20 protein-coding genes and 1 other RNA gene are annotated in these 22385 nt (G+C 64.4%); 10 read left to right on the top strand and 11 right to left on the bottom strand.

Features of this window, described 5'->3' with window-relative positions:
* Positions 1-20: 20 nt before the first annotated feature.
* Positions 21-620 (bottom strand): TetR/AcrR family transcriptional regulator, encoded by a 600-nt coding sequence (locus CHR90_RS14555; RefSeq protein ID WP_094409732.1) that lies wholly within the window; start codon positions 618-620, stop codon positions 21-23.
* A gap of 79 nt (positions 621-699) precedes the next feature.
* Between CHR90_RS14555 and CHR90_RS14560 the strand changes: the two genes are divergently transcribed.
* From CHR90_RS14560 to CHR90_RS14585, 6 genes are all read left to right on the top strand, one after another.
* The gene (locus CHR90_RS14560; RefSeq protein WP_094409733.1) at positions 700-1242 is read left to right on the top strand and encodes an anthrone oxygenase family protein; all 543 of its coding nucleotides are present in this window, start codon (positions 700-702) and stop codon (positions 1240-1242) included.
* A gap of 37 nt (positions 1243-1279) precedes the next feature.
* Positions 1280-3085: a translation elongation factor 4 gene (gene lepA, locus CHR90_RS14565; RefSeq protein ID WP_094409824.1), complete on the top strand. Its 1806-nt coding sequence runs from the start codon at positions 1280-1282 to the stop codon at positions 3083-3085.
* A gap of 90 nt (positions 3086-3175) precedes the next feature.
* A complete protein-coding gene (epmA, locus tag CHR90_RS14570; protein ID WP_094409734.1) occupies positions 3176-4237 on the top strand; it encodes an EF-P lysine aminoacylase EpmA in 1062 nt (353 codons plus the stop codon).
* Complete coding sequence (locus CHR90_RS14575; RefSeq protein WP_212668691.1) at positions 4237-5580, top strand: class I SAM-dependent RNA methyltransferase; 1344 nt, start codon at positions 4237-4239, stop codon at positions 5578-5580. The genes epmA and CHR90_RS14575 overlap by 1 nt, the downstream gene beginning before the upstream one ends.
* 92 nt (positions 5581-5672) lie before the next feature.
* On the top strand, positions 5673-7685 hold the full coding sequence (locus tag CHR90_RS14580) for an aminopeptidase P family protein (protein WP_308421742.1): 2013 nt from the start codon (positions 5673-5675) through the stop codon (positions 7683-7685).
* Between the two features lie 100 nt (positions 7686-7785).
* Positions 7786-8613: a TSUP family transporter gene (locus CHR90_RS14585; protein ID WP_094409735.1), complete on the top strand. Its 828-nt coding sequence runs from the start codon at positions 7786-7788 to the stop codon at positions 8611-8613.
* A gap of 18 nt (positions 8614-8631) precedes the next feature.
* Here the strand turns inward: CHR90_RS14585 and CHR90_RS14590 are convergent, their stop codons facing one another.
* From CHR90_RS14590 to thyX, 3 genes are read right to left on the bottom strand one after another with little or no spacing between them, the layout of a single operon-like run.
* Positions 8632-9756 carry a M14 family metallopeptidase gene (locus CHR90_RS14590; RefSeq protein WP_094409736.1) on the bottom strand — a complete coding sequence of 375 codons (1125 nt, stop codon included), beginning with the start codon at positions 9754-9756 and terminating at the stop codon, positions 8632-8634.
* Between the two features lie 4 nt (positions 9757-9760).
* Positions 9761-10231 (bottom strand): DUF3293 domain-containing protein, encoded by a 471-nt coding sequence (locus CHR90_RS14595; protein WP_094409737.1) that lies wholly within the window; start codon positions 10229-10231, stop codon positions 9761-9763.
* A 4-nt stretch (positions 10232-10235) separates the two neighbouring features.
* Positions 10236-11174 carry an FAD-dependent thymidylate synthase gene (thyX, locus tag CHR90_RS14600; RefSeq protein ID WP_094409738.1) on the bottom strand — a complete coding sequence of 313 codons (939 nt, stop codon included), beginning with the start codon at positions 11172-11174 and terminating at the stop codon, positions 10236-10238.
* Between the two features lie 129 nt (positions 11175-11303).
* Here thyX and CHR90_RS14605 point away from each other — a divergent pair, with 129 nt between their 5' ends.
* Together CHR90_RS14605 and CHR90_RS14610 are read left to right on the top strand one after the other, a co-directional pair.
* Positions 11304-11537: a CDGSH iron-sulfur domain-containing protein gene (locus CHR90_RS14605; RefSeq protein WP_308421741.1), complete on the top strand. Its 234-nt coding sequence runs from the start codon at positions 11304-11306 to the stop codon at positions 11535-11537.
* Between the two features lie 64 nt (positions 11538-11601).
* Positions 11602-13332 (top strand): ABC transporter ATP-binding protein, encoded by a 1731-nt coding sequence (locus tag CHR90_RS14610; RefSeq protein ID WP_094409740.1) that lies wholly within the window; start codon positions 11602-11604, stop codon positions 13330-13332.
* Here CHR90_RS14610 and CHR90_RS14615 read toward each other — a convergent pair.
* The 5 genes from CHR90_RS14615 to CHR90_RS14635 form a co-directional block, all read right to left on the bottom strand.
* A complete protein-coding gene (locus CHR90_RS14615; protein WP_094409741.1) occupies positions 13329-15404 on the bottom strand; it encodes a methyl-accepting chemotaxis protein in 2076 nt (691 codons plus the stop codon). The two genes, CHR90_RS14610 and CHR90_RS14615, sit on opposite strands and share 4 nt — an antisense overlap.
* Before the next feature lie 131 nt (positions 15405-15535).
* A complete protein-coding gene (locus CHR90_RS14620; RefSeq protein ID WP_094409742.1) occupies positions 15536-16768 on the bottom strand; it encodes an MFS transporter in 1233 nt (410 codons plus the stop codon).
* Positions 16769-16805: 37 nt separating this feature from the next.
* Positions 16806-17282, bottom strand: coding sequence for a 2-thiouracil desulfurase family protein (locus CHR90_RS14625; protein ID WP_094409743.1), 477 nt, complete (start codon positions 17280-17282; stop codon positions 16806-16808).
* 9 nt (positions 17283-17291) lie between these two features.
* Positions 17292-17849 (bottom strand): SspB family protein, encoded by a 558-nt coding sequence (locus CHR90_RS14630; protein WP_094409744.1) that lies wholly within the window; start codon positions 17847-17849, stop codon positions 17292-17294.
* 112 nt (positions 17850-17961) lie between these two features.
* Positions 17962-18822 (bottom strand): LysR family transcriptional regulator, encoded by an 861-nt coding sequence (locus CHR90_RS14635; protein WP_094409745.1) that lies wholly within the window; start codon positions 18820-18822, stop codon positions 17962-17964.
* Between the two features lie 104 nt (positions 18823-18926).
* Here CHR90_RS14635 and CHR90_RS14640 point away from each other — a divergent pair, with 104 nt between their 5' ends.
* Entirely contained in the window at positions 18927-20225 is a 1299-nt protein-coding gene (locus CHR90_RS14640) for an aspartate aminotransferase family protein (protein WP_229671490.1), read from the top strand.
* Positions 20226-20235: 10 nt separating this feature from the next.
* On the opposite strand, the gene ssrA is transcribed toward CHR90_RS14640, so the two are convergent.
* Together ssrA and CHR90_RS14650 are read right to left on the bottom strand one after the other, a co-directional pair.
* Positions 20236-20547, bottom strand: a transfer-messenger RNA (tmRNA) gene (ssrA, locus tag CHR90_RS14645).
* Positions 20548-21138 (bottom strand): cation efflux transmembrane domain-containing protein, encoded by a 591-nt coding sequence (locus CHR90_RS14650; RefSeq protein ID WP_094409747.1) that lies wholly within the window; start codon positions 21136-21138, stop codon positions 20548-20550.
* A 118-nt stretch (positions 21139-21256) separates the two neighbouring features.
* On the opposite strand from CHR90_RS14650, the gene CHR90_RS14655 reads away from it, so the two are divergent.
* Complete coding sequence (locus CHR90_RS14655; RefSeq protein ID WP_094409748.1) at positions 21257-22333, top strand: D-TA family PLP-dependent enzyme; 1077 nt, start codon at positions 21257-21259, stop codon at positions 22331-22333.
* Positions 22334-22385: the final 52 nt, after the last annotated feature.

Here is a 22385-nt window from a genome sequence, read left to right on the forward strand (position 1 = left end):
GTACTGGCAGAGTGGGTGTTCTAAGGAGCGGGAAAGAGCCGCGCCAGACCGGCGACCGCCCATTCTGCTGCGTCCCGGCGTTCCGCCTGTGACGGGCGTGCCTCGGGGGCGCGGTGCAGGGCGGCGATTTGGCGGTCGCCGATCAGCAACCCATAAAATGCCTGATAGACCGGGCGGACATCGCTAAACCCGATACCGCCCGCCGCGCGCCAACGCGCGAGCAGGTCTAAAATGAGGGGGGCGGATCGGTTGCGACCGTGCGCCAGCAGGAGGGCACTCCAGCGCCCGCTCGGATCACCGAGGGCGGCGCGGTTGATGGCAAGCCCAGTGTCTGAGGTCAGCAAATCCAGAAGCCGTTCGCCAACCCTGACCAATTGCGCGGCCGGGTCACCGCCCGACAGCCCCTCGGTTAGCGCGGCATTCAGCGCCTCTGCCTGACGGTCGATGACGGCCGCGATCAGGGCATCCCTATCCGCAAAAAGATCATAGAGCGTTTCCTTGGAACAGCGTGCCGCCTTTGCAAGGGCATTGGTGGTCAGAGCCGCGAGGCCGCCGCTGCGCAAGATGGCTTCGGCGTGGGTCAGAATCTGATTGCGGCGGTTCGGGTCGGGGGTGGGCATAGGGCTTTCCAAACTGCGTACTGCATGGTACTAAACTCTTCGTACCGTGCAGTACGCAAGTTTTCTAACGGAGACGCCGATGGCCTTTTTCTTTCTGTACGCGGCGGCGCTGGGCAGTCTGGTTTTAACCGGTCTGATTGCGGGGTTTTTCTACGCCTATGCCTGTTCCGTCATGGTTGGCTTTGCCATCCTCGATCCCCGTACCGCGATAGCGGCAATGCAGGCGATCAATGCGACGGTGCGAAATATCTACTTTGCCCCTGCCTTCTTCGGGCCGCCGCTGATCTTAGCGATCACCACGGTCTTGGCCATGCGGGTAGGGGCGCGCCGCGCCGCGATCTGGTTCGGGACGGCGTCGGGGGTCTATCTTCTTGGCGGTTTGCTGCTGACGATGCGGATCAATGTGCCGATGAACGAGGCGCTGGCCGTTACCACCATCCCACAGGATCCGGCGGAAGCCCTGAGGCTTTGGGCTGACTATGCAGGCCCCTGGCAATTCTGGAATTTCGTCCGCACGGTCGTTAGCACCCTTGCCTTGGTTTTGACGGGCCTTGGGCTTCTGGCTGTGCAGGGCGCCCTGCGGCCCAGCGCGGGCTATTCGGTTGCGGGGCGGGCACGCTGACAGTATGGTGCGCCCCTGGTATTTAGGGGCAATGGGCATGACGACCGCGTTAGAGCTGATCCGTAATTTTTCCATCATCGCGCATATCGACCACGGCAAATCGACGCTGGCGGATCGCTTGATCCAGGCCTGCGGCGGCCTGTCGGACCGCGAGATGAAGGAACAGGTGCTCGATTCGATGGATATCGAGCGCGAACGCGGTATCACCATCAAGGCGCAGACCGTGCGCCTGCAATATAAAGCCTCGGACGGCGTGACCTATACGCTGAACCTGATGGATACGCCGGGCCATGTGGACTTCGCCTATGAAGTCAGCCGCAGCCTCGCCGCCTGCGAAGGTTCGCTGCTGGTGGTCGATGCCAGTCAGGGCGTCGAAGCCCAGACCTTGGCCAACGTTTATCAGGCTTTGGATGCCCATCACGAAATCGTGCCGGTCCTCAATAAGATCGACCTGCCCGCCGCCGAACCGGAGCGGATCAAGACGCAGATCGAAGATGTGATCGGCATTGATGCGTCCGACGCCGTGATGATTTCGGCGAAAACCGGCCTTGGCATCGGTGATGTGCTGGAAGCGCTGGTCAAGCGCCTGCCGCCGCCGACCGGCGACGAAACCGCGCCGCTGAAGGCGCTGCTGATCGATAGCTGGTATGATGCCTATCTCGGCGTCGTCATTTTGGTGCGCGTGCGCGACGGGATTCTGAAGACCGGCGCCAAGATTAAGCTGATGTCCACCGGCGCCGTCTATCAGGTGGACCGGGTCGGCGCCTTCACCCCGAAGGCGACGACGATTGGCGAGCTGGGGCCGGGCGAAGTTGGCTTCATCACGGCGGGCATCAAGGCGGTGGCCGATTGCGCCGTGGGCGATACGATCACTGAAGAAAAGCGCCCGGCGGCGGCCCCCTTGGCGGGGTTCAAACCCTCTGTGCCGGTGGTGTTCTGCGGTCTTTTCCCGGCGGATGCGGCGGAGTTCGAGCATTTGCGCGAAAGCCTGCAAAAGCTGCGGTTGAACGATGCCAGCTTCCAGTTCGAAGCCGAAAGCTCCGCCGCGCTGGGGTTCGGCTTCCGCTGCGGCTTCTTGGGGCTGCTGCACCTTGAAATCATCCAGGAACGGCTGGAGCGCGAGTTCAACCTCGATCTCGTCACCACCGCCCCCTCGGTGGTCTATAAGGTCGTCCTCACCAATGGTGAGGAAATGGAGCTGCATAACCCCGCCGATATGCCGGACGTAGTGCGGATCGAAGAAATCCAGGAACCCTGGATCAAAGCGACAATCATGGTGCCGGACGAGCATCTTGGCGCGATTCTGGCACTCTGCCAGGAACGGCGCGGTATTCAGATCGATCTGACCTATGCCGGGAACCGGGCTATGGCGGTCTATCGCCTGCCGCTCAACGAAGTCGTCTTCGATTTCTATGACCGGCTAAAATCGGTCAGCCGGGGCTACGCCAGCTTCGATTATGCGCTCGATGGGTATGAGCCGGGCGATCTCGTGCTGCTGAACATTCTGGTGAACGCCGAACCGGTGGATGCGCTGGCGCTGATCGTTCACCGCAGCCAGGCCGACCGGCGCGGGCGGGCTTTGTGCGAAAAGCTGAAAGACCTGATCCCGCCGCAAATGTTCCAGATCGCCATTCAGGCCGCCATCGGCGGGCGCATCATCGCGCGCGAAACCGTGCGGGCGATGCGTAAGGACGTTCTGTCCAAATGCTACGGCGGCGATATTTCCCGTAAGCGCAAACTGCTGGAAAAGCAGAAGGAAGGGAAAAAGCGCATGCGGCAGTTCGGCAAGGTCGAAATTCCGCAAAGCGCCTTCCTCGCCGCGCTCAAGACCGGGCCGGAATAAGCGCAAGGTCAGACTGTTCGCAGACCGTCTTCGCGGGCACCCGGGAAGACGGTCTTGCTTTTTGGGCCGGTCTTCGGCCAAGCATGGGCCATGACGACTTCCGCCCCTGCCGCCGCGCCCTGGTGGCGCCCTGATCGCTTTGCCCGCAAGCGCCCGTTTCTACACCGCCGCGCCGATGCGCTGCGGGCAACCCGTGCGTTTTTTGACCATGCCGGGTTTCTCGAAGTCGATCCGCCCGCCTTGCAGGTATCGCCGGGACTAGAGCCGCATTTGCACGCCGTCGGTGCCGATCTGCACCGTCCGACGGGCGAAGGGCTGCGGCGCTATCTCCATACCTCGCCCGAATTCACCATGAAAAAGCTGCTGGCGGCGGGCGAAACCCAGATTTACGCCCTAGGTCACGTTTGGCGCGACCGCGAAGGGTCTGACACCCATTCGCCGGAATTCACCATGCTGGAATGGTACCGCGTCGGCGCTGATTACCGCGATTTGATGGCGGATTGCGAAGGGCTTATCCGCCGCGTGACTGGTGGCCAGCCGTTGCGGCGCGGCGATCAGGTGATCCCCGTCACCGGACCCTTCGAACGGTTGACGGTAGCGGACGCCTTCGCGCGCCATTGCGGAATTGACCTGCTCGCCTCCGCCCCCGACCCGAAGCAACCGGGTAGCGATGCCGCGTCCGCTCGGTTGCTGGCGGCGGATGCCGACCGGCTGGGCGTGCGCGTTGCCGCCGATGACCGTTGGGACGATATCGTCTTCCGCTTAATGTTCGAGTTTATCGAACCGCACTTGGGGCGGCAGCGCCCGACGTTTTTGATCGATTATCCGATCTCGATGGCCGCGCTCGCCCGCCCAAAGCCGGAAGACCCGCGCCTCGCCGAACGGTTCGAGCTGTATGCGGCGGGGGTCGAACTCGCCAATGCTTTCGGCGAATTGACCGATGCAGCGGAGCAGCGCGCGCGGTTCGAGGCCGATATGGAGTTGAAGCAGGCGCTCTATGGCGAGCGCTACCCGATCGACGAGGATTTTCTCGCGGCGCTCGCCCACGGTCTGCCCGCGTCGGCGGGGATCGCATTAGGCTTTGACCGGCTGGTGATGCTGGCGGCGGGGGCGGAAAAACTCTCGGATGTTCTATGGGCGGAGGTTCAGTAATGCGGCCCGGTAAATCGAACCGTTCGTCCGGCCCCCGCCGTCCGGCGCCGAAAGGCAAGGACCGGCGCGGCGAGCGGGTGCGCGTCACCATCGACCGGCTGGGCGTGCAGGGCGATGGGTTGGCGCAGGTCGATGGGGTGCCGCTGTTCGTGCTGGGGGCCTTGCCGGGCGAAACGGTCGAGGCGGTGCTGACGGCGCCGCGCGGCGATGGCTGGGCAGCGCGGACGGAGACCGTGGTTGCAGACGCGAACCCTGACCGCATCGCCCCGATCTGCGGCCTGTTCGGGCGCTGCGGCGGCTGTAGCCTGCATCACCTGTCCGATACCGCCCAAGCGGCGCTGAAGACCGACCGCATTCGCCGTGCCCTGCAACGCCAGGGGTTCGAGAGCGTGCCGATGCGCCCGCTGGCAATGAGCCCGCCCGCCAGCCGTCGCCGTGCCAGTTTCGCCGCCCGCCGCACGGTTAAGGGGGTGATCCTCGGGTTCCACGAGGCGGCCTCCGCCACGATCCTACCGCTGGAGGCCTGCCCGCTGCTGCGCCCGGCGCTCGTCGCGGCCTTGCCGCCGTTGCGCGACGCGCTGGCGGATATTCTGCCCGCCGGGGGAACGGTCGATCTGGTGATGACCGAAAGCGGCGCGGGTCTCGATGTCGCCCTGATCGGTCTCGCCGCGCCGACTTTGCCCCAGCGCGAGACGCTGGCCGCCTTGGCCGATAGGCTCGACCTTGCCCGTTTGGCCTGGGCGCTGGATGCGACCAGCCCGGTCGAAAGTCTGGCCGAACGGCGGGCGCCGTGGCTCCCCCTCGGCGGGGTGCGCGCAATCGTGCCGCCGGGCGGCTTTCTGCAAGCGACGGCTGAAGGCGAAGCGGCGCTGCTAGCGGGCGTGCGGGCGGCTCTGGCGGGCGTTCCGGCGCGCGCGCCGATCTTCGATCTGTTTGCCGGGCTGGGCACCTTCGCCCTGCCATTGGCGGCGGATGGGTTTCGCGTGACGGCGGTAGAAGGGTTGGCCGACCCGCTCACCGCCCTCGACCGCGCCGCCCGCCAAGCGATGCTGAGCGTGACCACCCAACAGCGCGACCTGGAGCGCCGCCCGTTGCTGGCCGCCGAACTCGCGGGCGCGGCGGCGATCGTCATCGACCCGCCGCGCGCCGGGGCCAAGGCGCAAAGCCAGGAACTCGCAGCCTCGACCGTGCCGGTAATCGCCGCCGTTTCCTGCAATCCCGATAGTTTTGCCCGCGATGCCGCGCTGCTGGCCGAGGGCGGCTATCGGCTGGATTGGGTGCAGCCGGTCGATCAATTCCGTTGGTCGCCCCATGTGGAATTGGTGGCGCGCTTTAGCCGCTGACCGCAGAACACCCCCGCCGCCTTGCCGCTTCCGTTTCGCGCGAAAGCGCTCTAGCGTCTTTTCTCAGAAACAATCGGCGCGGGAGAAACGCAGTGTCGGAGTGTCGGGCGGTATATCAGGGCGATGAGGCTTTGGCGGGGCTCTTAGCCAAACACGGCGGTGCCGATCTGGCGGCGGTCAAGGCGCTGCTGGCGGGGCTGGCGAGCGCTTCGGTGGATCAGTCCGATACCGACTGGCCGCGCATGATTGCCGCCGACCCGTCGCCCGCCCTAGTGGCGCAGCTTGAAGCGCTGAAGGCCGAGTTGAAAGCCGCCCAGCCCCAGCCGATGCCGCTGGCCGAGCGGGTTCCGGCCCTGCGTGCCCTCTTGGCGCAAACCGGCATCGATGGGTTCCTGATCCCGCGCGCCGACGAGCATCAGGGCGATTCGCTGGCCCCGCACGCCGAGCGCCTGCCGTGGCTGACCGGCTTTAGCGGATCGGCGGGGATTGCGGTTGTCCTGACCGAGCGCGCGGCCCTGTTCGTCGATGGCCGCTATACCGAACAGGCGCGCAACCAGACCGATGTTTCGGTGTTCGAGCAATGCCACCTGATCAACCAGCCACCCAGCGTGTGGCTGCAGGAGGCGGCGAAACCCGGCCAGCGCATCGCCTTCGATCCCTGGTTGCATTCGCTTGATATGATCGAAAAACTGGCGGAAGCCCTGGCCGACAGCGGCGTGACCCTGGTTCCGGTGGAGCCGAACCCGGTCGATATGGTCTGGGGCGCGGCGCAGCCGCCGGTACCGTTGGGGCCGGTGCGCCTGCACCCGGACGCGCGGGCAGGCCGCTCCTCCGCCGATAAGCGCGCGGCGCTGGCGACCGATTTGCAGAAGCAGAAAGTCGCGGCGACGGTGATGACGACGCCGGAAAGCATCGCTTGGCTGCTGAATATTCGCGGTGCCGATGTGCCGAACAAGCCGGTAGCGCAGAGCTTCGCCCTGGCCCGCGCCGATGGCACGCTCGATTGGTTCATCGACGCGCGCAAGCTGCTGCCGGGGGTGACAGCGCATCTTGGGAACTCCGTGCGCGTGCGCGATCCGCTGGAATTCGTTGAGGCTTTGCGCGGTTTCTCCGGTCAGCGCGTGCTTCTGAATGCCGCCGCCTGCGCCTGGGGCATCGCCGAAACCCTGACGAAGACCGGCGCGACCGTTGTACGCGGCACCGATCCCGTCGCCATCCCCCGCGCCTGCAAGACCGAGGCGGAGTTGCAGGGCGCGCGTGACGCCCATCTGCGCGACGGGGCGGCGGTTATTCGCTTCCTTGCCTGGGTGAGCCGCGAAGCCTTGTCGGGTAACCTCACCGAAATCGCCGCCGCCGATCAGCTCGAAGCCTTCCGGCGCGAAACCGGCGTGCTGCGCGGCCTTAGCTTCAACTCCATCTCTGCTGCTGGGCCGAATGCCGCCCTGCCGCATTATCGCCCGACGCCGGAGGCGCAGCGCGTGCTGACGCCGGGGGAAATCTATCTGATCGATAGCGGCGGGCAGTATGAGGATGGCACGACCGACATTACCCGGACCCTCGCCCTCGGCACGCCCACCCCGGCGATGCGCCGTCACTTTACCTTGGTGCTGAAGGGCCATATCGCCATCGCCACCCTGCGCTTCCCGACTGGGACGACGGGCGGGCATATCGACGCGATGGCGCGGCAGTTCCTCTGGGCCGATGGGCTTGATTACGACCATGGCACCGGCCACGGCGTCGGCTCCTTCCTATCGGTCCACGAAGGCCCGCAGAGCATTTCGAAAGCCGGGACCGCCGCCGCGCTGATGCCGGGGATGATCCTGTCGAACGAGCCGGGCTATTACAAACCCGGCGCCTATGGCATCCGCTGCGAAAACCTCGTCATCGTCCGCACGCTTGACCTGCCGGGCGCCGAGCGGGAGATCATGGGCTTTGAAACCCTGACCTTCGCCCCCTGGGACCGCAGCCTGATCGACCTCGACATCCTGACCCCGGCCGAACGCGCCTGGATCGACGCCTATCACGCCGAGGTGCGCGCCAAGATGCTCCCGCAGCTCGACGGCGCGGCGGCAGCGTGGTTAGAGGCGGCGACGGCGGCGCTCTAAGCGTCACACACGGGAAAATTCCCTCTCCCGTTGGGAGAGGGTTGGAAAAGAGAGACGGCGATGCCGGTTTGTTCCTGGTGCTCGCCAAGGATAGGCTAGAATGTTTGATCTTTTAAGCCTGGACGGTTTGGGTCCGACCGTCCTGTTGGGGTTGTTTTTTCTCGCCATGCTGGCGGGGTTCGTCGATTCGATTGCGGGCGGCGGCGGGTTGCTGGTCATTCCGGCGCTGTTTGCGGTCGGGCTGACCCCGGCGCAGGTCTTCGGGACTTCGAAGCTTGGGGCTTGCTTCGGCAGTTTTTCGGCCAGCATGACCTTCGTGCGGCGCGGCGAGGTCGAGTTGCGCCCAATGGTCGGGATTATTGCCGCGACCTTCCTGGGGTCGGTCCTCGGGGCCTTAACGCTTCAGATCATCGACGCGGGGATTTTGCGCGGCCTTATCCCGTTTCTGCTGATTGCCATTGCCGTCTATATGCTGCTGGCGAAGAATGCCGGGGCGTTCGAGACGCATCGGCGGCTTGGCGAATTGGCTTTTGCCCTGATCTTCGGGATCGGCTTGGGCTTCTACGATGGGTTCTTCGGCCCCGGCACGGGATCGTTTTGGGCGCTCGCTTATGTAACGATGGCGGGCTATACGCTGCGCCGGGCGACGGGCCACGCCAAGATCGTGAATTTCACCAGCAATATCGCCGCGTTCCTAGTATTGGCCGGGGGCGGGCACGTGCTGTGGGGCGTTGGGGTTATTCTGGCCGCAGGGCAGTTCATCGGCGCGCGCTTCGGGGCGAAGTTGGTGCTGTCGAAAGGCGCGAAACTCGTGCGGCCGATGCTGGTGATCATGTCGCTGGCGATCACCGCGCGGCTGTTGGCGCAAGACCCCGATCACCCGCTCAGCCGCTTTGGTCTTTCGGTCTGGCGGGCAATCGTCGGGTAGGGGGCCGAAGCCCCCAGGTTACTTCACCAAATCGACCACACAGGCCGATAGCATATCGACGCCTAACCGGCGGGAACGGGCGGGCGACCAGCCGTAGATCGGGTCTGGGCGGTTGGCGTTATCTTTGAACGGCATTTCGAGGGTCAGCGCCAAACAGCCGAGGTTGCGCGTCGCCCAATGGGACAGAAGGCGCGGATTATTCGGCCCGCCGAGTGTGGAACTATGTTCGGTCTGGAAATCGGCATTGGCGACCATCAACGCGCTTTCAAACTTGGCGCGGCGGTCCAGCAGGTCGCCCGGCATATCGGCGGGGATGAAATGCACATAGGGCAGCCCCTCATCGCCGTGCAAATCGAGAAGCTGCGCTGCGCCGGTGGCTTCCAGCGCCGTGCGCACTGCCAGCGCCTCCGGGCTATACTCCGGCGTCGCGCGGTCCCATTCGCGGTTCAGGTTGGCGCCCGCAAAATTGGTGCGCAGATTGCCCCGGCGCGAGCCGTCTGGGTTGATGTCCGGCACAATATGCACATCGACGGTGGCCAGCAGGGCGCGGGCGGCGCTATCGGTCGGATCGAGCAGGCGGGCGAGGAAGCCTTCGAGGAAATAGCCGCTCATGGTTTCGCCTGGATGCTGGCGGGCGATCAGCCACAGCGGCGGGTGCCCGGCTTTATTGGCCGGGTCTTTGACGATCAACCGTTGGATCGGCGCATTTTCAAGCGAATAGCCGAGAATATCGACCGAGACACGCGGATCGCGCGCGGCAGTGCCGATCAGCCGCTGGGTATCTTCCGCCGAATAGGGGGCGAAATAGGCATAAGCCGTGACATCGGTGGTCGGCGTGTGGCGGATGGTTAGCGTCGACCCATCATAGCTGGTGTCCGTCCGCCGCCAATCCTGCCCATCGGCGGACACGCAGGCGCGGTAATCGGGCCAGCCTTTCGGGAAAGCCGCCGTTTCAACGCCGCGAATATGCAGCACCTGTTCCACCCCGCGCGGCGCGTAAACGCGGAAGTAGAACCATTGCGCGAAGTCCGACGCATTATCCGGGCGCAGGCGCAGCTCAATGGCGCGCACATCCTCTGTCGAAACGACAGTAATGGCGCCGCCGTGGAAATTCTGGTCGATGAGGGCCGAAATCGGGGCCATGGTGCTACTCCTGAGCCAAGGGCACGAGTTCTAAGATTGCGGGTTGGTTCCGCACGATGCGCGTATAGGCCCGCTGCCGCAAATGGCGGGCGAGGCCGAGGATATCGGTATTAGCGTCTTCTAAAATGAAGGCGCCTTCTTCGGGCGGCCAGGCGGGATCGTCGGGCAGGCCGACGTGGGGAAACCAGCGGCCCCCGCGCTGCCCCAATTCGCCCCACAGCATTTCCAGCCGGGCGGCGTTTTCGGTGGGGGTGAGTTGGGGATACATCTCCGTCATCGCGTCGCCCGGCGCGGGCAGGCCCGGATTGAAGGCGGAAAGGAACACGCCCGCCTCGACCGACTGTTCGGTTAGAAACCGGCTGATCGCTGGGCTGATCTGCCCGACGCGCGCTTCATACAGGGCGCCGCGCGCCGCGAACATATAGCGGGTCGCAGACCAAGCGTCGCGCAAGGGATCGGGCAGCGGTGGCAGCATGGCGTTAGGCTGCCGGACGGTCTAGGGAGATCATGAGTTCGGTCCACTCGCGCTTGCCGAGGCCGCTGTTTTCCTGGGTGACATTTTCCCCGGCCAGCAGGCGCTTCACCACCGCCAGCATCCCGGCTGATAGCGAGACGGCGCCCAAGCGATAATCGCAGAAAGCCTCATAGCACCCCGGCACCCAGGCTTTCACGCTTTCCAGCATCGCTTCGGCATAAACGCGGATTTCATATTGGGCGTGCGGATCGGCGCGCAGCGACAGGAAATGCAGCAGATTGTGCAGATCGGTTTTCCAATACCATTGGGTATAGGTATTGAGGGTTAGGTTCATGCGGGCAAGCTCGCGCGCCAAGCCCGCCCGGTGCGGGTCATGGTCGGCGCTGTCGTCCTCGTTCAGCATCCACTCGTAATTGCGGTAGGTGCGTTCGGCATCGTCACGCAGCAGATCGAGCACGTGGGCGGCCTGTTCCGCCTCTAGCACCTCACCGCGTCCCTGGCGGTTCTGGGCCGATTGCGCCGCCAAATCTTCGGGCCGGGGCAGGTAGAATTCTTTATCGAGGATCGAATAGCGCGCCGAAATCTCGTTCACATTCGCCGTACGGTGGCGAATCCATTGCCGCGCGACGAAGATCGGCAGTTTGACGTGATATTTAATTTCGCACATTTCGAACGGCGTCGAATGGCGGTGGCGCATCAGATATTTGATCAGTGCCTTATCTTCCGACACTTTGCGCGTGCCGCGCCCGTAGGACACCCGCGCCGCCTGCACCACGGCGGCATCGTCGCCCATATAGTCGATCACCCGCACGAAACCGTGATCCAGCACCGGCAGGGCTTGGAATAGCATGTCTTCCAGATCGGGGACCGTGGCGCGGCGGGTTTCGAAGCGGGCGGCGCGCGCGGTTTCAATTTCGGCGCGTTGCGTGTCGGACAAGGGCATCGGTAAACCTTTCGGACCCGTCGGAAAAAGCGGCCCCGCACGGTAGCGCGCGGGTTTCGGGGCTGCAACAGCAGTGCGCTTCGATTAAGCTTTCAATTCCTATCCTTTTCTCGACACGAGGTGCCCCCAGTGTCCGTTTCTCCCCTGAAAGAACCGATCACCGTTTCCCTCAAGGCCGGGGAAACCTATTGGTGGTGCCGCTGCGGACGCAGCGCCAAACAGCCGTTCTGCGACGGCTCCCACGCCGGGACGGGACTTGCGCCGATGCAGTTTAAGCCAACCGCCGATATGCCCGTGCGCTTTTGCGGCTGTAAGGCCACGAAGAAGCCGCCCTTCTGCGATGGGAGCCATCTCGATTTATAAGGCGACAGGTTAACAGGGTTCCGGGTAGGGTTCGGGCTTTGTTTCGCTGCCCGAGCCGGAAACCATGCGCCTGCTGAACCCCGCCGCCCCCCTGCGCCGCCTGTACCGCTACGGCTTCCGCCACCGCGCCCAAATGCGTTGGGCGGTGTTCTGTTCGATCATGAACAAGCTCTGCGATCTCGCGCCGGAAATTTTGATCGGCGCGGCGGTCGATGTGGTGGTGCGGCGCGATCAATCGTTTTTGGCTTCGGCGGGCTTGGTCGATCCGGTCTGGCAGGTCGGGCTGCTGGGCGTGCTGACCCTGCTGGTCTGGGGCGGCGAATCGCTGTTCCAATATCTCTATCAGGTCGCCTGGCGGAATTTGGCGCAGACCATGCAGCACGAATTGCGGCTGGATGCTTTCGCCCATGTGCAGAAACTCGATATGGCGTTTTTCGAGGACCGCTCGACCGGCTCGCTGGTCTCGATCCTCAATGACGATATCAACCAGCTCGAACGGTTTCTCGACGACGGCGCCAACCGGATTTTGCAGATCAGCACCGGCTGCCTAGGCGTCGGCGCGGTTTTCTTTGCGATCCAGCCGACGATTGCCGTGCTGTCGATGCTGCCGATGCCCTTCATCATCGCGGGCAGCTTCTGGTTTCAATATAAGGCCGAGCCGCTGTATGCCGAGGTGCGCGAAAAAGCCGGACTGATTTCCGCCCGTCTCGCCAATAGCCTAACCGGCATCGCGACGATCAAAAGCTATACGGCCGAAGACCGCGAGGCCGTGGGGCTGGCGGCGGATAGTGATACCTACCGTAAGGCCAATGGCGCCGCGATCAAACTGTCGTCGGCCTTCATTCCCGTGGTGCGCATGGGCGTTCTTGCGGGCTTTATGGTCACCCTGGTCTATGGCGGCTGGCTCGCGCTCGAGGGAAGCCTTGCGATCGGGGCCTATTCGGTGCTGATTTTCCTGTCGCAGCGCCTGCTGTGGCCGCTGACCGAAATGGGATCGACGGTCGATCTCTATCAGCGGGCGATGGCCTCCACCCGCCGCGTGCTCGACCTGATCGACACGCCCGCGCCCGCCCTGGATCAGGGCCAGCCGCTGGCCGTGGCCGACGTGAAGGGCGATATCCGCTTCGATGGGGTTTCTTTCGCGTACGCCGGGCGCGACCGGGTGCTGGAGGATGTTTCCGCCCATATTCCGGCGGGCACCGTCGCCGCCTTCATCGGTACCACCGGGTCGGGCAAGAGCACGCTGGCGAAGCTCCTCATGCGCTTTTACGAACCGGCACGCGGGCAGGTGCTGCTCGATGGGGTGCCGATTGCCACCTTGCGCTTGCACGATCTGCGACGGGCAATCGGTTTCGTCAGCCAGGATGTGTTTTTGTTCGATGGAACGATTGCCGAGAATATCGCCTATGGCGCCATTGGCCGCGCCGGGCCAGTCGATGCGGCGGAAATCGAGCGCGTCGCCAAACTGGCGGAGGCCCATGAGTTCATCACCAGCCTGCCGCAGGGCTATGACACGCTGGTTGGGGAGCGCGGGCAAAAACTCTCCGGCGGGCAGCGCCAACGCCTTTCCCTCGCCCGGGCGATCCTCAAAGACGCGCCGATCTTGGTGCTCGACGAGGCGACCAGCGCGGTCGATAACGAGACCGAAGCCGCCATTCAACGCAGCCTCGAAACCATCGCCATCGGCCGCACCACGCTGGTGATCGCCCACCGGCTCACAACGATCCGCCACGCTGATCAGGTGTTCACGGTGGAAGACGGGCGGATTGCCTGCGTGCGGGGACGGGTCGGTTAAGCCGCCTGCACCCCCTTCAAATAGACTTCCACCGCGTGCCGCAGCCCGTCTTGCTCCTTGGCGACGGTTTCGACGGCGGTTTCGACCTGCTGGGACGCGGCGCCGGTTTGGCCGCTCGCGTGGGCGAGGTCGGCGATGGTGGCGGTGACTTCGGCGGTGCCCTGTGCCACGCGCTGGACGTTACTGCTAATCTCCCGCGTTGCGGCGCCCTGTTCTTCAACGGCGGCGGCGATGGCGGAGGTGCCTTCGCTAATCCTGCCGATCATCTGAGTGATGCTGCGGATGGCGCCAACGGCGTCCTCGGTCGTCGCTTGAATATGCATGACCTGCGAGGAAATCTCGTCGGTCGCGCGCGCCGTCTGGCTGGCGAGATTCTTCACCTCTGCTGCGACAACGGCAAAGCCCTTGCCCGCATCGCCCGCGCGCGCGGCTTCGATGGTCGCATTCAGCGCCAGCAGGTTGGTTTGCGCAGCGATGGCGGAAATGAGTTTCACCACATCGCCGATCTTCTGGGCGCCGTCGCTGAGGGCTTCCACCGTCTCATTGGTGGTTTCCGCTCGGCTGGCGGCGGTCCGCGCTAGATCGGCGCTTTGCGTCACCTGCTGCGAGATTTCGGCGATGGAGGTCGAAAGCTCTTCGGTCGCCGCCGCCACGGTTTGAATGGAGGCGGAGGTTTCTTCGGCGGCACTGGCAACCAGCCCGGCCTGGGTGCTGGTATCGCTCGCCACGGTGCGCATGCTGGCAGAGGTCAGGCCCAGCCGGTCGGAGGCTTGCAGGATCCGGTCGAGCGCGGCGGCGGCTTGGCTTTCGAAGGTCTGGCTCATCGTGTGAATAGCGCGGGCGCGGGTCATTTCAGCCTCCTGCCGGGCGGTATTTTCCGCCGCTAGCCGTTCGGCTTCCTGTGCGCTTTGGCGCAAGGCTTCCAGCGCGTCGGCCATGCGGCCCAATTCATCGCGGCGGGCGAGCGTGGGGACCGGCGTTTGGTAATCCCGCTGCGATAAAAGGCCGATGGCCCCCATCAACTGTTGCAGCGGCTGGCGCAGGCGGTGGGTGATGGCCAGGAAGCCGATGACCGAAACGATGATCGCCAAAACCAATCCCGTCACTGCTGGGACGAGACCAAACAGGGCGCCGCGTTGCTGTTCGGCGGCGGCGGTCACGGACTCGTCCAGTGCCAGTGTGGCGACGCGGACGATGGCATCGAACGGTCCGTTGCAAACGTCACGATAGGTTTCGGCATCGACCTTACCCGGCCCGTTGCCGTCAATCCCGGCGACGAACGCATCCATTTTCGGCTGCGCTTCGCTAACGGCGCGGGTTGCTGTCGCGATTTGGGTGGCCAGAGCGCGGGGCACATCGCTGCGGGCGGCGTACTCGGTCAACAAGGCCTGGTTTGCGCCATAGCTCCCCTTGCCCTGCTGCCAGCGGGCGGCGGTTTCTGGGGTAAGGGGCTTGTTCTGCACGATATTGGCGCGCAGCAGCGAACATTGGCTGCCGTAGGTATCGCGCATCTGCCAGGCGGCGTCGCGGACCCGCAGCATTTCAGCAAGCGCCGGGTCTTGCGCCCGCACGCGATTGCCGACGGCGGTGCCCGCCTGTTCGAGCGCGCTCACGGTTTCGCGCACCGAATTCCACAGCGGATCGGCGGCGGCTAGGCTACGCTGGGCGGCGGGTTTGCTGAACTGATCGGTTACCAGCGGCCAGGCGCGTTTCTGTGCCTCCCAGCTTTGGTCTAAACGGGTTAGAAGCGCCGTTTTGCTCGGTAGATCGACCGTGCGGAACGCCTCCAATGCGGCGGTATAGGCTGAGCTGGCCGCCGCGCGGGCGGGATCGAGCCGGGTTGTCGGGCCGCTATCGGCGGTCAAGGCCGTTTGGCCCAGCGAGATTTGGGCGCGCACCGCCAGCATCCCATCCAGCAGGGCGCGGTTGAGTTTTGCGCTTTCCTCGATCTCGACGGCCAAATCGTATTTTTGCCAAGCCTGAAACGCCAAAGTGCCTGCTGCCAGAATCAGCCCGGTCAGCATGACCGACTGAACCGCGACGAGCAGCGCCGAGGTCGAAGTACGAAACATGGGATCCTCCCGGGTCTTTGATTCAATTTTAGGAAATTAAACAATAATTCCCTAAAGATAGGAACTCTACCGGAAGAATAGACTCAAAATCCTTGAAAGAGAGTAAAGAGGAGTTGGGGGATGCTATCGGTCTATCTGCGATTTGGTCGCAGTAAACCCCAGATTAATGCTGCAATCTCCAGCGTGATGCAGAGTCCCAGCCCAACCGCATGGCCGGGGGCGCCTAAATGGTTCACCAACTCCCCAATGCCCGCTTGCACGATGAAGGCCTGCACGAAGCACAGCATATTCACGGCAGTATTCACCCGCCCGGCTAAATGCGGTGGCATCGATTGCGAGAGATAGGCGTAGCACAGCATGCTGGCGCTGCCGATGCCGCCGAACAGCATCCAGGAGAGGGTGGGCGGCAGCGGTGCCGCCAGCAGGAGGCTGATCTGCACCAGAACGAAAAGACTCATACCGATGCGGGCGACGGTCAGTGGGCCGATGCCCCGGCGGCGGGCGGCTTCGGCAATCAGCCCGAGCAGCAGATAGCCCCCGGCCATGCCAACGGCGGCGGCGGTGACGACACTGGCCGCCGCCGCCCGCTCCAGCCCCTGCACATCGCGCACCCACGGGCCGATCCACAAGGATTGATAGGCGAGATAGGTGCCCTGGCAGGCGGCGGCCATAGGGGCAATCCGCCAGAACAGCGCTGACCCATAGATCGCCTTCAACCCGGCCAGGACGCTATCCCCGGTGGGGGCCGCGTGCGGATCGGTCGGCGGGGTTGGGACGAAGAGGGCGATGGCGAGCGCTGCCAGCAAGGTCAATCCGGCGAGCGCTAGGAAAACGCCGCGCCAGTCGGTCACCTGCAGCGCGAGTTCCACGGGTGCGGCGGCGGTGACGGCCCCCAGCCCCCCGGCGACCATATAGACCGAGTTCCACAGCGGCAGCTTCTCGCGCGGGAACCATTGCACCAGCGCCTTAAATCCGGCCATTAGGCAGGCCGACACCCCAAGACCAATGAGGGCGCGGGCGAGGATGAGCATGGGAACCGTCTCGGCCAAAGCGAAACCGGCGGCCCCCATTGCAGCGAGAACCAGCAGCAGGCTTTCCACGCGGCGCGGGCCGTATTTGTCCAAGAGAACGCCCAAGGGCACTTGGAACAGGGCGAAGGTCATGAAGTAGGCGGCGGTCAGCAGCCCCAGATCGGCGGGGGACAGCGCAAGATCGCGCGTCAGGTCCGGCGCCAGCACGGCATTGACTGTGCGATAGAGGTACGACAGGAAGTATCCTGCCGCGAAAATCACAAAAACGCGGGCCTGCACGGCCCAAAGGTTGGCAGCGCGCAGACCTTCGGCGCGCTGGGCGGGGATGCCCATGCTCGTCTCTCTCCCTAATACTGACCGTGATCCGGCCTTAGTGTCTGTCGGTGGCCGCCAGAGCCTCGGCCAGGACTGATAGGGCCGCGGGGCCGAAGACCTGCACGCCGTGGGCGCGCAGCAGCCGGGCGGTAATCCCAGCGCCGGGGATTTTCCGGCCTGCAAACGACCCGTCATAAATGAAGTTACTACCGCAGGACGGGCTTCCGTCCGTCAGCAGGGCAAAGCGGCAGGCCATGCGCCGGGCGGTATCGAGTGCGAGGAAGGCCCCGGCGGTAAAGGCGTCGGTCACATCGGCGCCGTCGCTGTCGATCACGCGGCCCGTGGCGGGGGCGATTTCGGCGGGTGGGCGCGGTGTCGGCAGGCCGCCCGCGACTTCCGGGCAAAAGGGAACCAGGCGCCCTTCCTGCCCCCAGCGGGCGATTAGATCATCGCCAAGCTGCTTATCGCCGCCATCGTAACGAACTTTCTGGCCGAGCAGACAGGCGGACACCAGAACGCGGGCGCGGCCCACGGCGGGACCTTACTTGCGGCGGAACTGGTCGAGGAAGACGACCGAGCCTTCCTTGGCCTCGCCCTCCTTGCCCTCGTCCTTCGGGGCCTCGGCGGCGGGTTCGTCCGTCTCGTTCTTGAGTGCGGGGGCGGGCAGGCGGGTAGGGGGAACGGCGGGCGCTTTCGGCGCCTTAGCACTTTTATCTTCGGCTTCTTCCCCGTCAGACGCGCCCGTGGCCTGCTGGAATTGCAGACCGAACTGCGCGGCGGGATCGGCGAAGGAGGTAATCGCGGCGAACGGAATGACCAGCCGCTCGTGCACGTCGTTGAAGCTCAGCGTGATGGCGAATTGCTCGCTCGTCACATCCAGGCCCCAGAACTGGTGCTGAATAACGATGGTCATTTCGTCCGGGTAGCGTTCGCGCAGATAGTCGGCGATCTGAACGCCCTCCGCCGTGGTGCGGAAGGTGATGAAGAAATGGTGCGATCCCGGCAGGCCCGTGGCCGCCACCATGCGCAGCGCCCGGCGCACAACACCCCGCAATGCTTCTTCGATCATGCGGTCGTAGCGAAGCAGATTGATGGGCATCGGATACGCCTCCTTCCTCTCGTCCTAACGGGGCGGAAATACCGCCGCCCACTCCCTTCACAGACCACAAAAGCCGTCGCTGTGACAAGGGACAAGAATGCTGATCTGTGTTCTAACCGCCAAGGGGCAAACGCAGGCGTGCGGCGAGAAATTCCCCAAACGAGGTAACCACCGGCGCCGGGCGCGCCGATGCATAAGCTAGGCTGATGCCGATCGTCGGCAAGGCGGGCAGCCCGTCTTCGAGAATGAACAGATCCGGCGGAACCGCGGCACGGGTGGCGACGCTGATGGCCAGGCCCGCGCGGGCAATCGCCAAAAGCCCCGCCAGCCCATTGCTGGCATGGGTGATGCGATAGGGCCGCCCTGCCGCCGCCATCACGCTGCGCGCCAGCCGATGATCAAGCGTTTCCGGCGCCGACAGGGCCAGCGGGACGAACGGCTGCCGCAGCAGCTCGGGGTCGGGGTGGTTGCTCATCCACACTAAAGGTTCCTGGCGAAAACTCTCCTCCGGCGCGGCGGAGTTTGGCAGCGAGACGAGGGCGAGATCGATGCGCTTTTGCTGCAAAAGCGGGCGCAGTTCGACGGTCGGGGCGCAGATGATTTCGATCTCGACCTCCGGGTTCTCCCGGCCATAGTGCGCCAACAGGTCGGGCAGAAAGGCGGTCAGGTAATCTTCGGGGCAACCGAAGGAGAGCGCGCCCTGCAAGCCTTTGGCGCGGATGGCGGCCAGGGTTTCGTCGTGGGCCGACAGAATGCGTTCCGCCCCGACCATGAGGCGTTCGCCGGATACCGTGAGGGTCACGCCGGACCCGGTACGGTGGAATAATTGCTCGCCGGTCAAAAGTTCTAGCCGCTTCATTTGCAGGCTAACGGCGGATTGCGTGCGCCCAACGCGCTCCGCCGCCGCGCGGATCGATCCCGCGCGGGCGACGGCAACGAAACTGCGCAGCAAGAGAATGTCGAGCGTTGGCATGCTATCAAATTTTCTTAAGTCCGGCGTTAGTATTATGAAATTTCCTAACATCCCGGCAAGCCCTAGGCTTTCCCACGGCGAACCGCGAACCCAAGGGGATGGCAATGGGCGACGAGAGTTTTTGGTCGGATGTGGACGCGCATGTGCTGCGCTATGGCCCCGTCTTCGAGCGTCGGGTGATCGACCGCGCGGAAGGCAGCTTCGTTATTGATACGGAGGGGAACCGCATCCTCGATTTCACCTCAGGTCAGATGAGCGCCGTGCTGGGCCATTCCCATCCCGAGATTGTGCGCACCATCCGCGAGCAGATTGGCCGTTTGGACCATCTCTTCAGCGGGATGCTGTCGCGCCCAGTGGTCGATCTTTGCAAACGGCTCGGCAGTCTGGCACCGGGCTTGGAAAAAGTGATGCTGCTCTCGACCGGCGGGGAATCGAACGAGGCGGCGATCCGCCTAGCCAAATGCATCACCGGCAAGCACGAGATCGTCGCTTTTTCCAAAAGCTGGCACGGGATGACCGGGGCGGCGGCGTCCGCCACCTATAGCGCGGCGCGCAAGGGCTATGGTCCGGCGGCGGTCGGGGCTTTCGCCATTCCGGCCCCCCACGCTTTCCGCCCGCGCTTCACCCATGCCGATGGCAGTCTCGATTGGCAAACCGAACTCGACGATGCGTTCGCGCTGATCGATAGCCAATCGACGGGCAGCCTTGCCGCCTTCATCGCCGAACCGATCTTATCGTCGGGCGGGATCATCGAATTGCCGCTCGGCTATCTCGCCGCGCTGAAGCGCAAATGCGAGGAGCGGGAGATGCTGTTGATCCTCGACGAAGCGCAGACCGGCATTGGCCGCACCGGCGATATGTTCGCCTTCCAGCGCGACGGGGTGACGCCCGATATTTTGACCCTGTCCAAAACCCTTGGTGCGGGCTTGCCGTTGGCGGCGGTGTTGACCAGCCGGGAGATTGAGGAAAAGGCCTATCAAAAAGGCTTCATTTTCCTAACCACCCATGTCTCGGACCCGCTGCCTGCCGCAGTCGGCCTGACCGTGCTGGACGTTCTGGAACGCGAGGGGCTGATGGCGCGTGCCCGCACGGCCGGTCAGCGGTTGCGCACGGGGCTTGAGGCGCTGCGGCAGCGCTACGAGTGTATCGGCGATGTGCGTGGGCGCGGCTTGCTGCTCGGGCTGGAAATCGTTACCGACCGCGCCAGCAAAACCCCCGATCACGCGATGGGTGACCGCATTGGCGCGGAAGCGATGGCGCGCGGCCTGAGTATGAATATCGTCAAGGTGCCCGCGATGGGCGCCGTCTTCCGCATTGCCCCGCCGCTAACAGCAACAGATGCGGAAATCGATCTCGGCCTATCAATTATGTCCGACGCGATTGCGGCGGCGGCGCGATCCTAAAGAGCGGGACAGTGGGGGGCTTCTGTTGCCCGGTGCCCCCCGAACCGCGCTTGCCTAGTTAGGCAGCGAGTGCAACACGATTGTCGTTGGCACTTCTGAGTTTAGCCCGATAACGGCGGAACCATACCGAGCGAAAACTGGGTCTTTACTACGCACGTCGATCCTATTTCGCCCCCAACGGCCCTGCAATCGACAGGGAAGATTGGTGGAGGCGCCGGGTACCGCCCCCGGGTCCGTAACGTCTATTCCACGCAGCGTTTATCGCCATAGTCGGTTGCCCGACGCCTTCTATATAGGCGGGGCCGGGGCGGATGGGAAGGGGTTAGGCGGCAGCGCTCCGATGCTCGTCGCGCGCGGCTTCCCACACTTCGCGGGCGGCGTCGGCATTCATCAGCGCGATGCCGAGGCCGACGATGAGATCGGGCCAGCCGGACGGCCATGCGAGCGTCACCAGCGCCGCGCCGATGATGGCGAGATTGGCGGCGGCATCATTGCGGGCCGACAGAAAGGCCGCGCGGGTCAGGCTGCCGCTCTGGTGGCGAAAGCGGGCGAGCAGCAGGGCGCAGCCGATGTTGACGATCAGCGCGCCAATCCCAGTGGCAGATAGTAGGGCGGGGTCGGGTGGGACGGGGTGGGAGAATTTCTCCCAGGCCGTCCACAGCGTCGCGAGACCCGGCACCAATAGAATACCCGCCAGCAGCATGCCAACGCGGGCGCGGGCGGCGAGGCTCCAGCCCATCGCCACCAGGATCAGCAGATTGACGGCGGTGTCTTCGAGAAAATCGATACTATCCGCCAGCAGCGCGACAGAGCCGATCTGGCGGGCCACGGCGAATTCGACGCCGAAATAGGCGAGATTGGCGAGGGCGACGATCAAAACGGCACGGCGCAGGGCCGGGGCGGCGGCAGTCATGGAACCTCCCATACGAAACGGCGGCCAGTCTATCGGGTTTTGGGCGCAGAAAAAATCGCCGCTTCCGCCGCCGCCGATCCGCGCTACAGTCCCGCCGATCTTTTGTCGGAGGCTTTTTATGTCCCTGCCCCAACCGCGCACCCTGGCCGAAATCGATACGCCCGCCGTGATTATCGATCTCGATAAAGCCCTGGCCAATCTGGCCCGCGCCCAGGCGTTCGCCGACGCCCAGGGTTTTGCCCTGCGGCCCCATATCAAGACCCATAAGCTGCCCTTCTTTGCGCGCAAGCAGGTGGCGCTTGGGGCGGTCGGCATTACCTGCCAGAAGATCGGCGAGGCGGAGGTGATGGCCGATGCCGGGCTGACCGATATTCTCATCACCTACAATATTCTCGGGGCGGCGAAGCTCGCACGCCTTAAGGCGCTGAACGCACGGGTGACCCTCTCCGTCACCGCCGATAATGCGGCCGTGCTGGCGGGTTTGGTGGAAACTTTTACTGATCCCGCCCGTCCGCTGACGGTACTGGTCGAGTGCGATACCGGCGGCGGGCGCTGCGGCGTTCAAACCCCGGCGGAGGCTTTGGCGCTGGCGCAGAGCATCGTTGCCGCGCCGGGCTTGCGCTTCGGGGGGCTGATGACCTTCCCGAAGGTTGGTAAAGCGGCGGAGAGTCAGGCGTGGCTCGCCGAGGCGGTGGCGCTGCTGGCGGCGCATGACATCACCTGTCCGCGCATTTCGACCGGCGGCACCCCCGATTTTCAGAAAGCGGGCGACGTGCCGGTGGCGACCGAGTTCCGGCCCGGCACGTATATTTACCTCGACCGCGCGCAAGTGGCGATGGGGGCAGGGACGCTCGACCAATGCGCCCTGACCGTGCTGACCACGGTGGTCAGCCGCCCGACGCCGCAACGGGCGATTTTGGACGCGGGCAGCAAAACCCTCTCCTCCGACCTCTTCGGTCAACAGGGCTTTGGCATTCTGCGCGACCGGCCCGAGTTAACCTTGAGCGGCCTGAGCGAAGAACATGGGGTGCTCGATCTCTCCCCCATGCCGGGGGCGGTTGCGGTCGGCGACCGGGTGCATGTGCTGCCCAACCATGCCTGCGTCGTCACCAATCTCTTCGATTACGTCTATTTCGTTTCGGGGGATCGGGTGGTGGATGTGGTCCCGGTGGCTGCGCGCGGGCGGGTGGGGTAAGGCCGCTCCCGGTTCCAGCCACCATCACCAAAAAACGTGGCTGCGCGCGGGC

This window comes from Elstera cyanobacteriorum, from assembly GCF_002251735.1.
GTDB classification, from domain to species: domain Bacteria; phylum Pseudomonadota; class Alphaproteobacteria; order Elsterales; family Elsteraceae; genus Elstera; species Elstera cyanobacteriorum.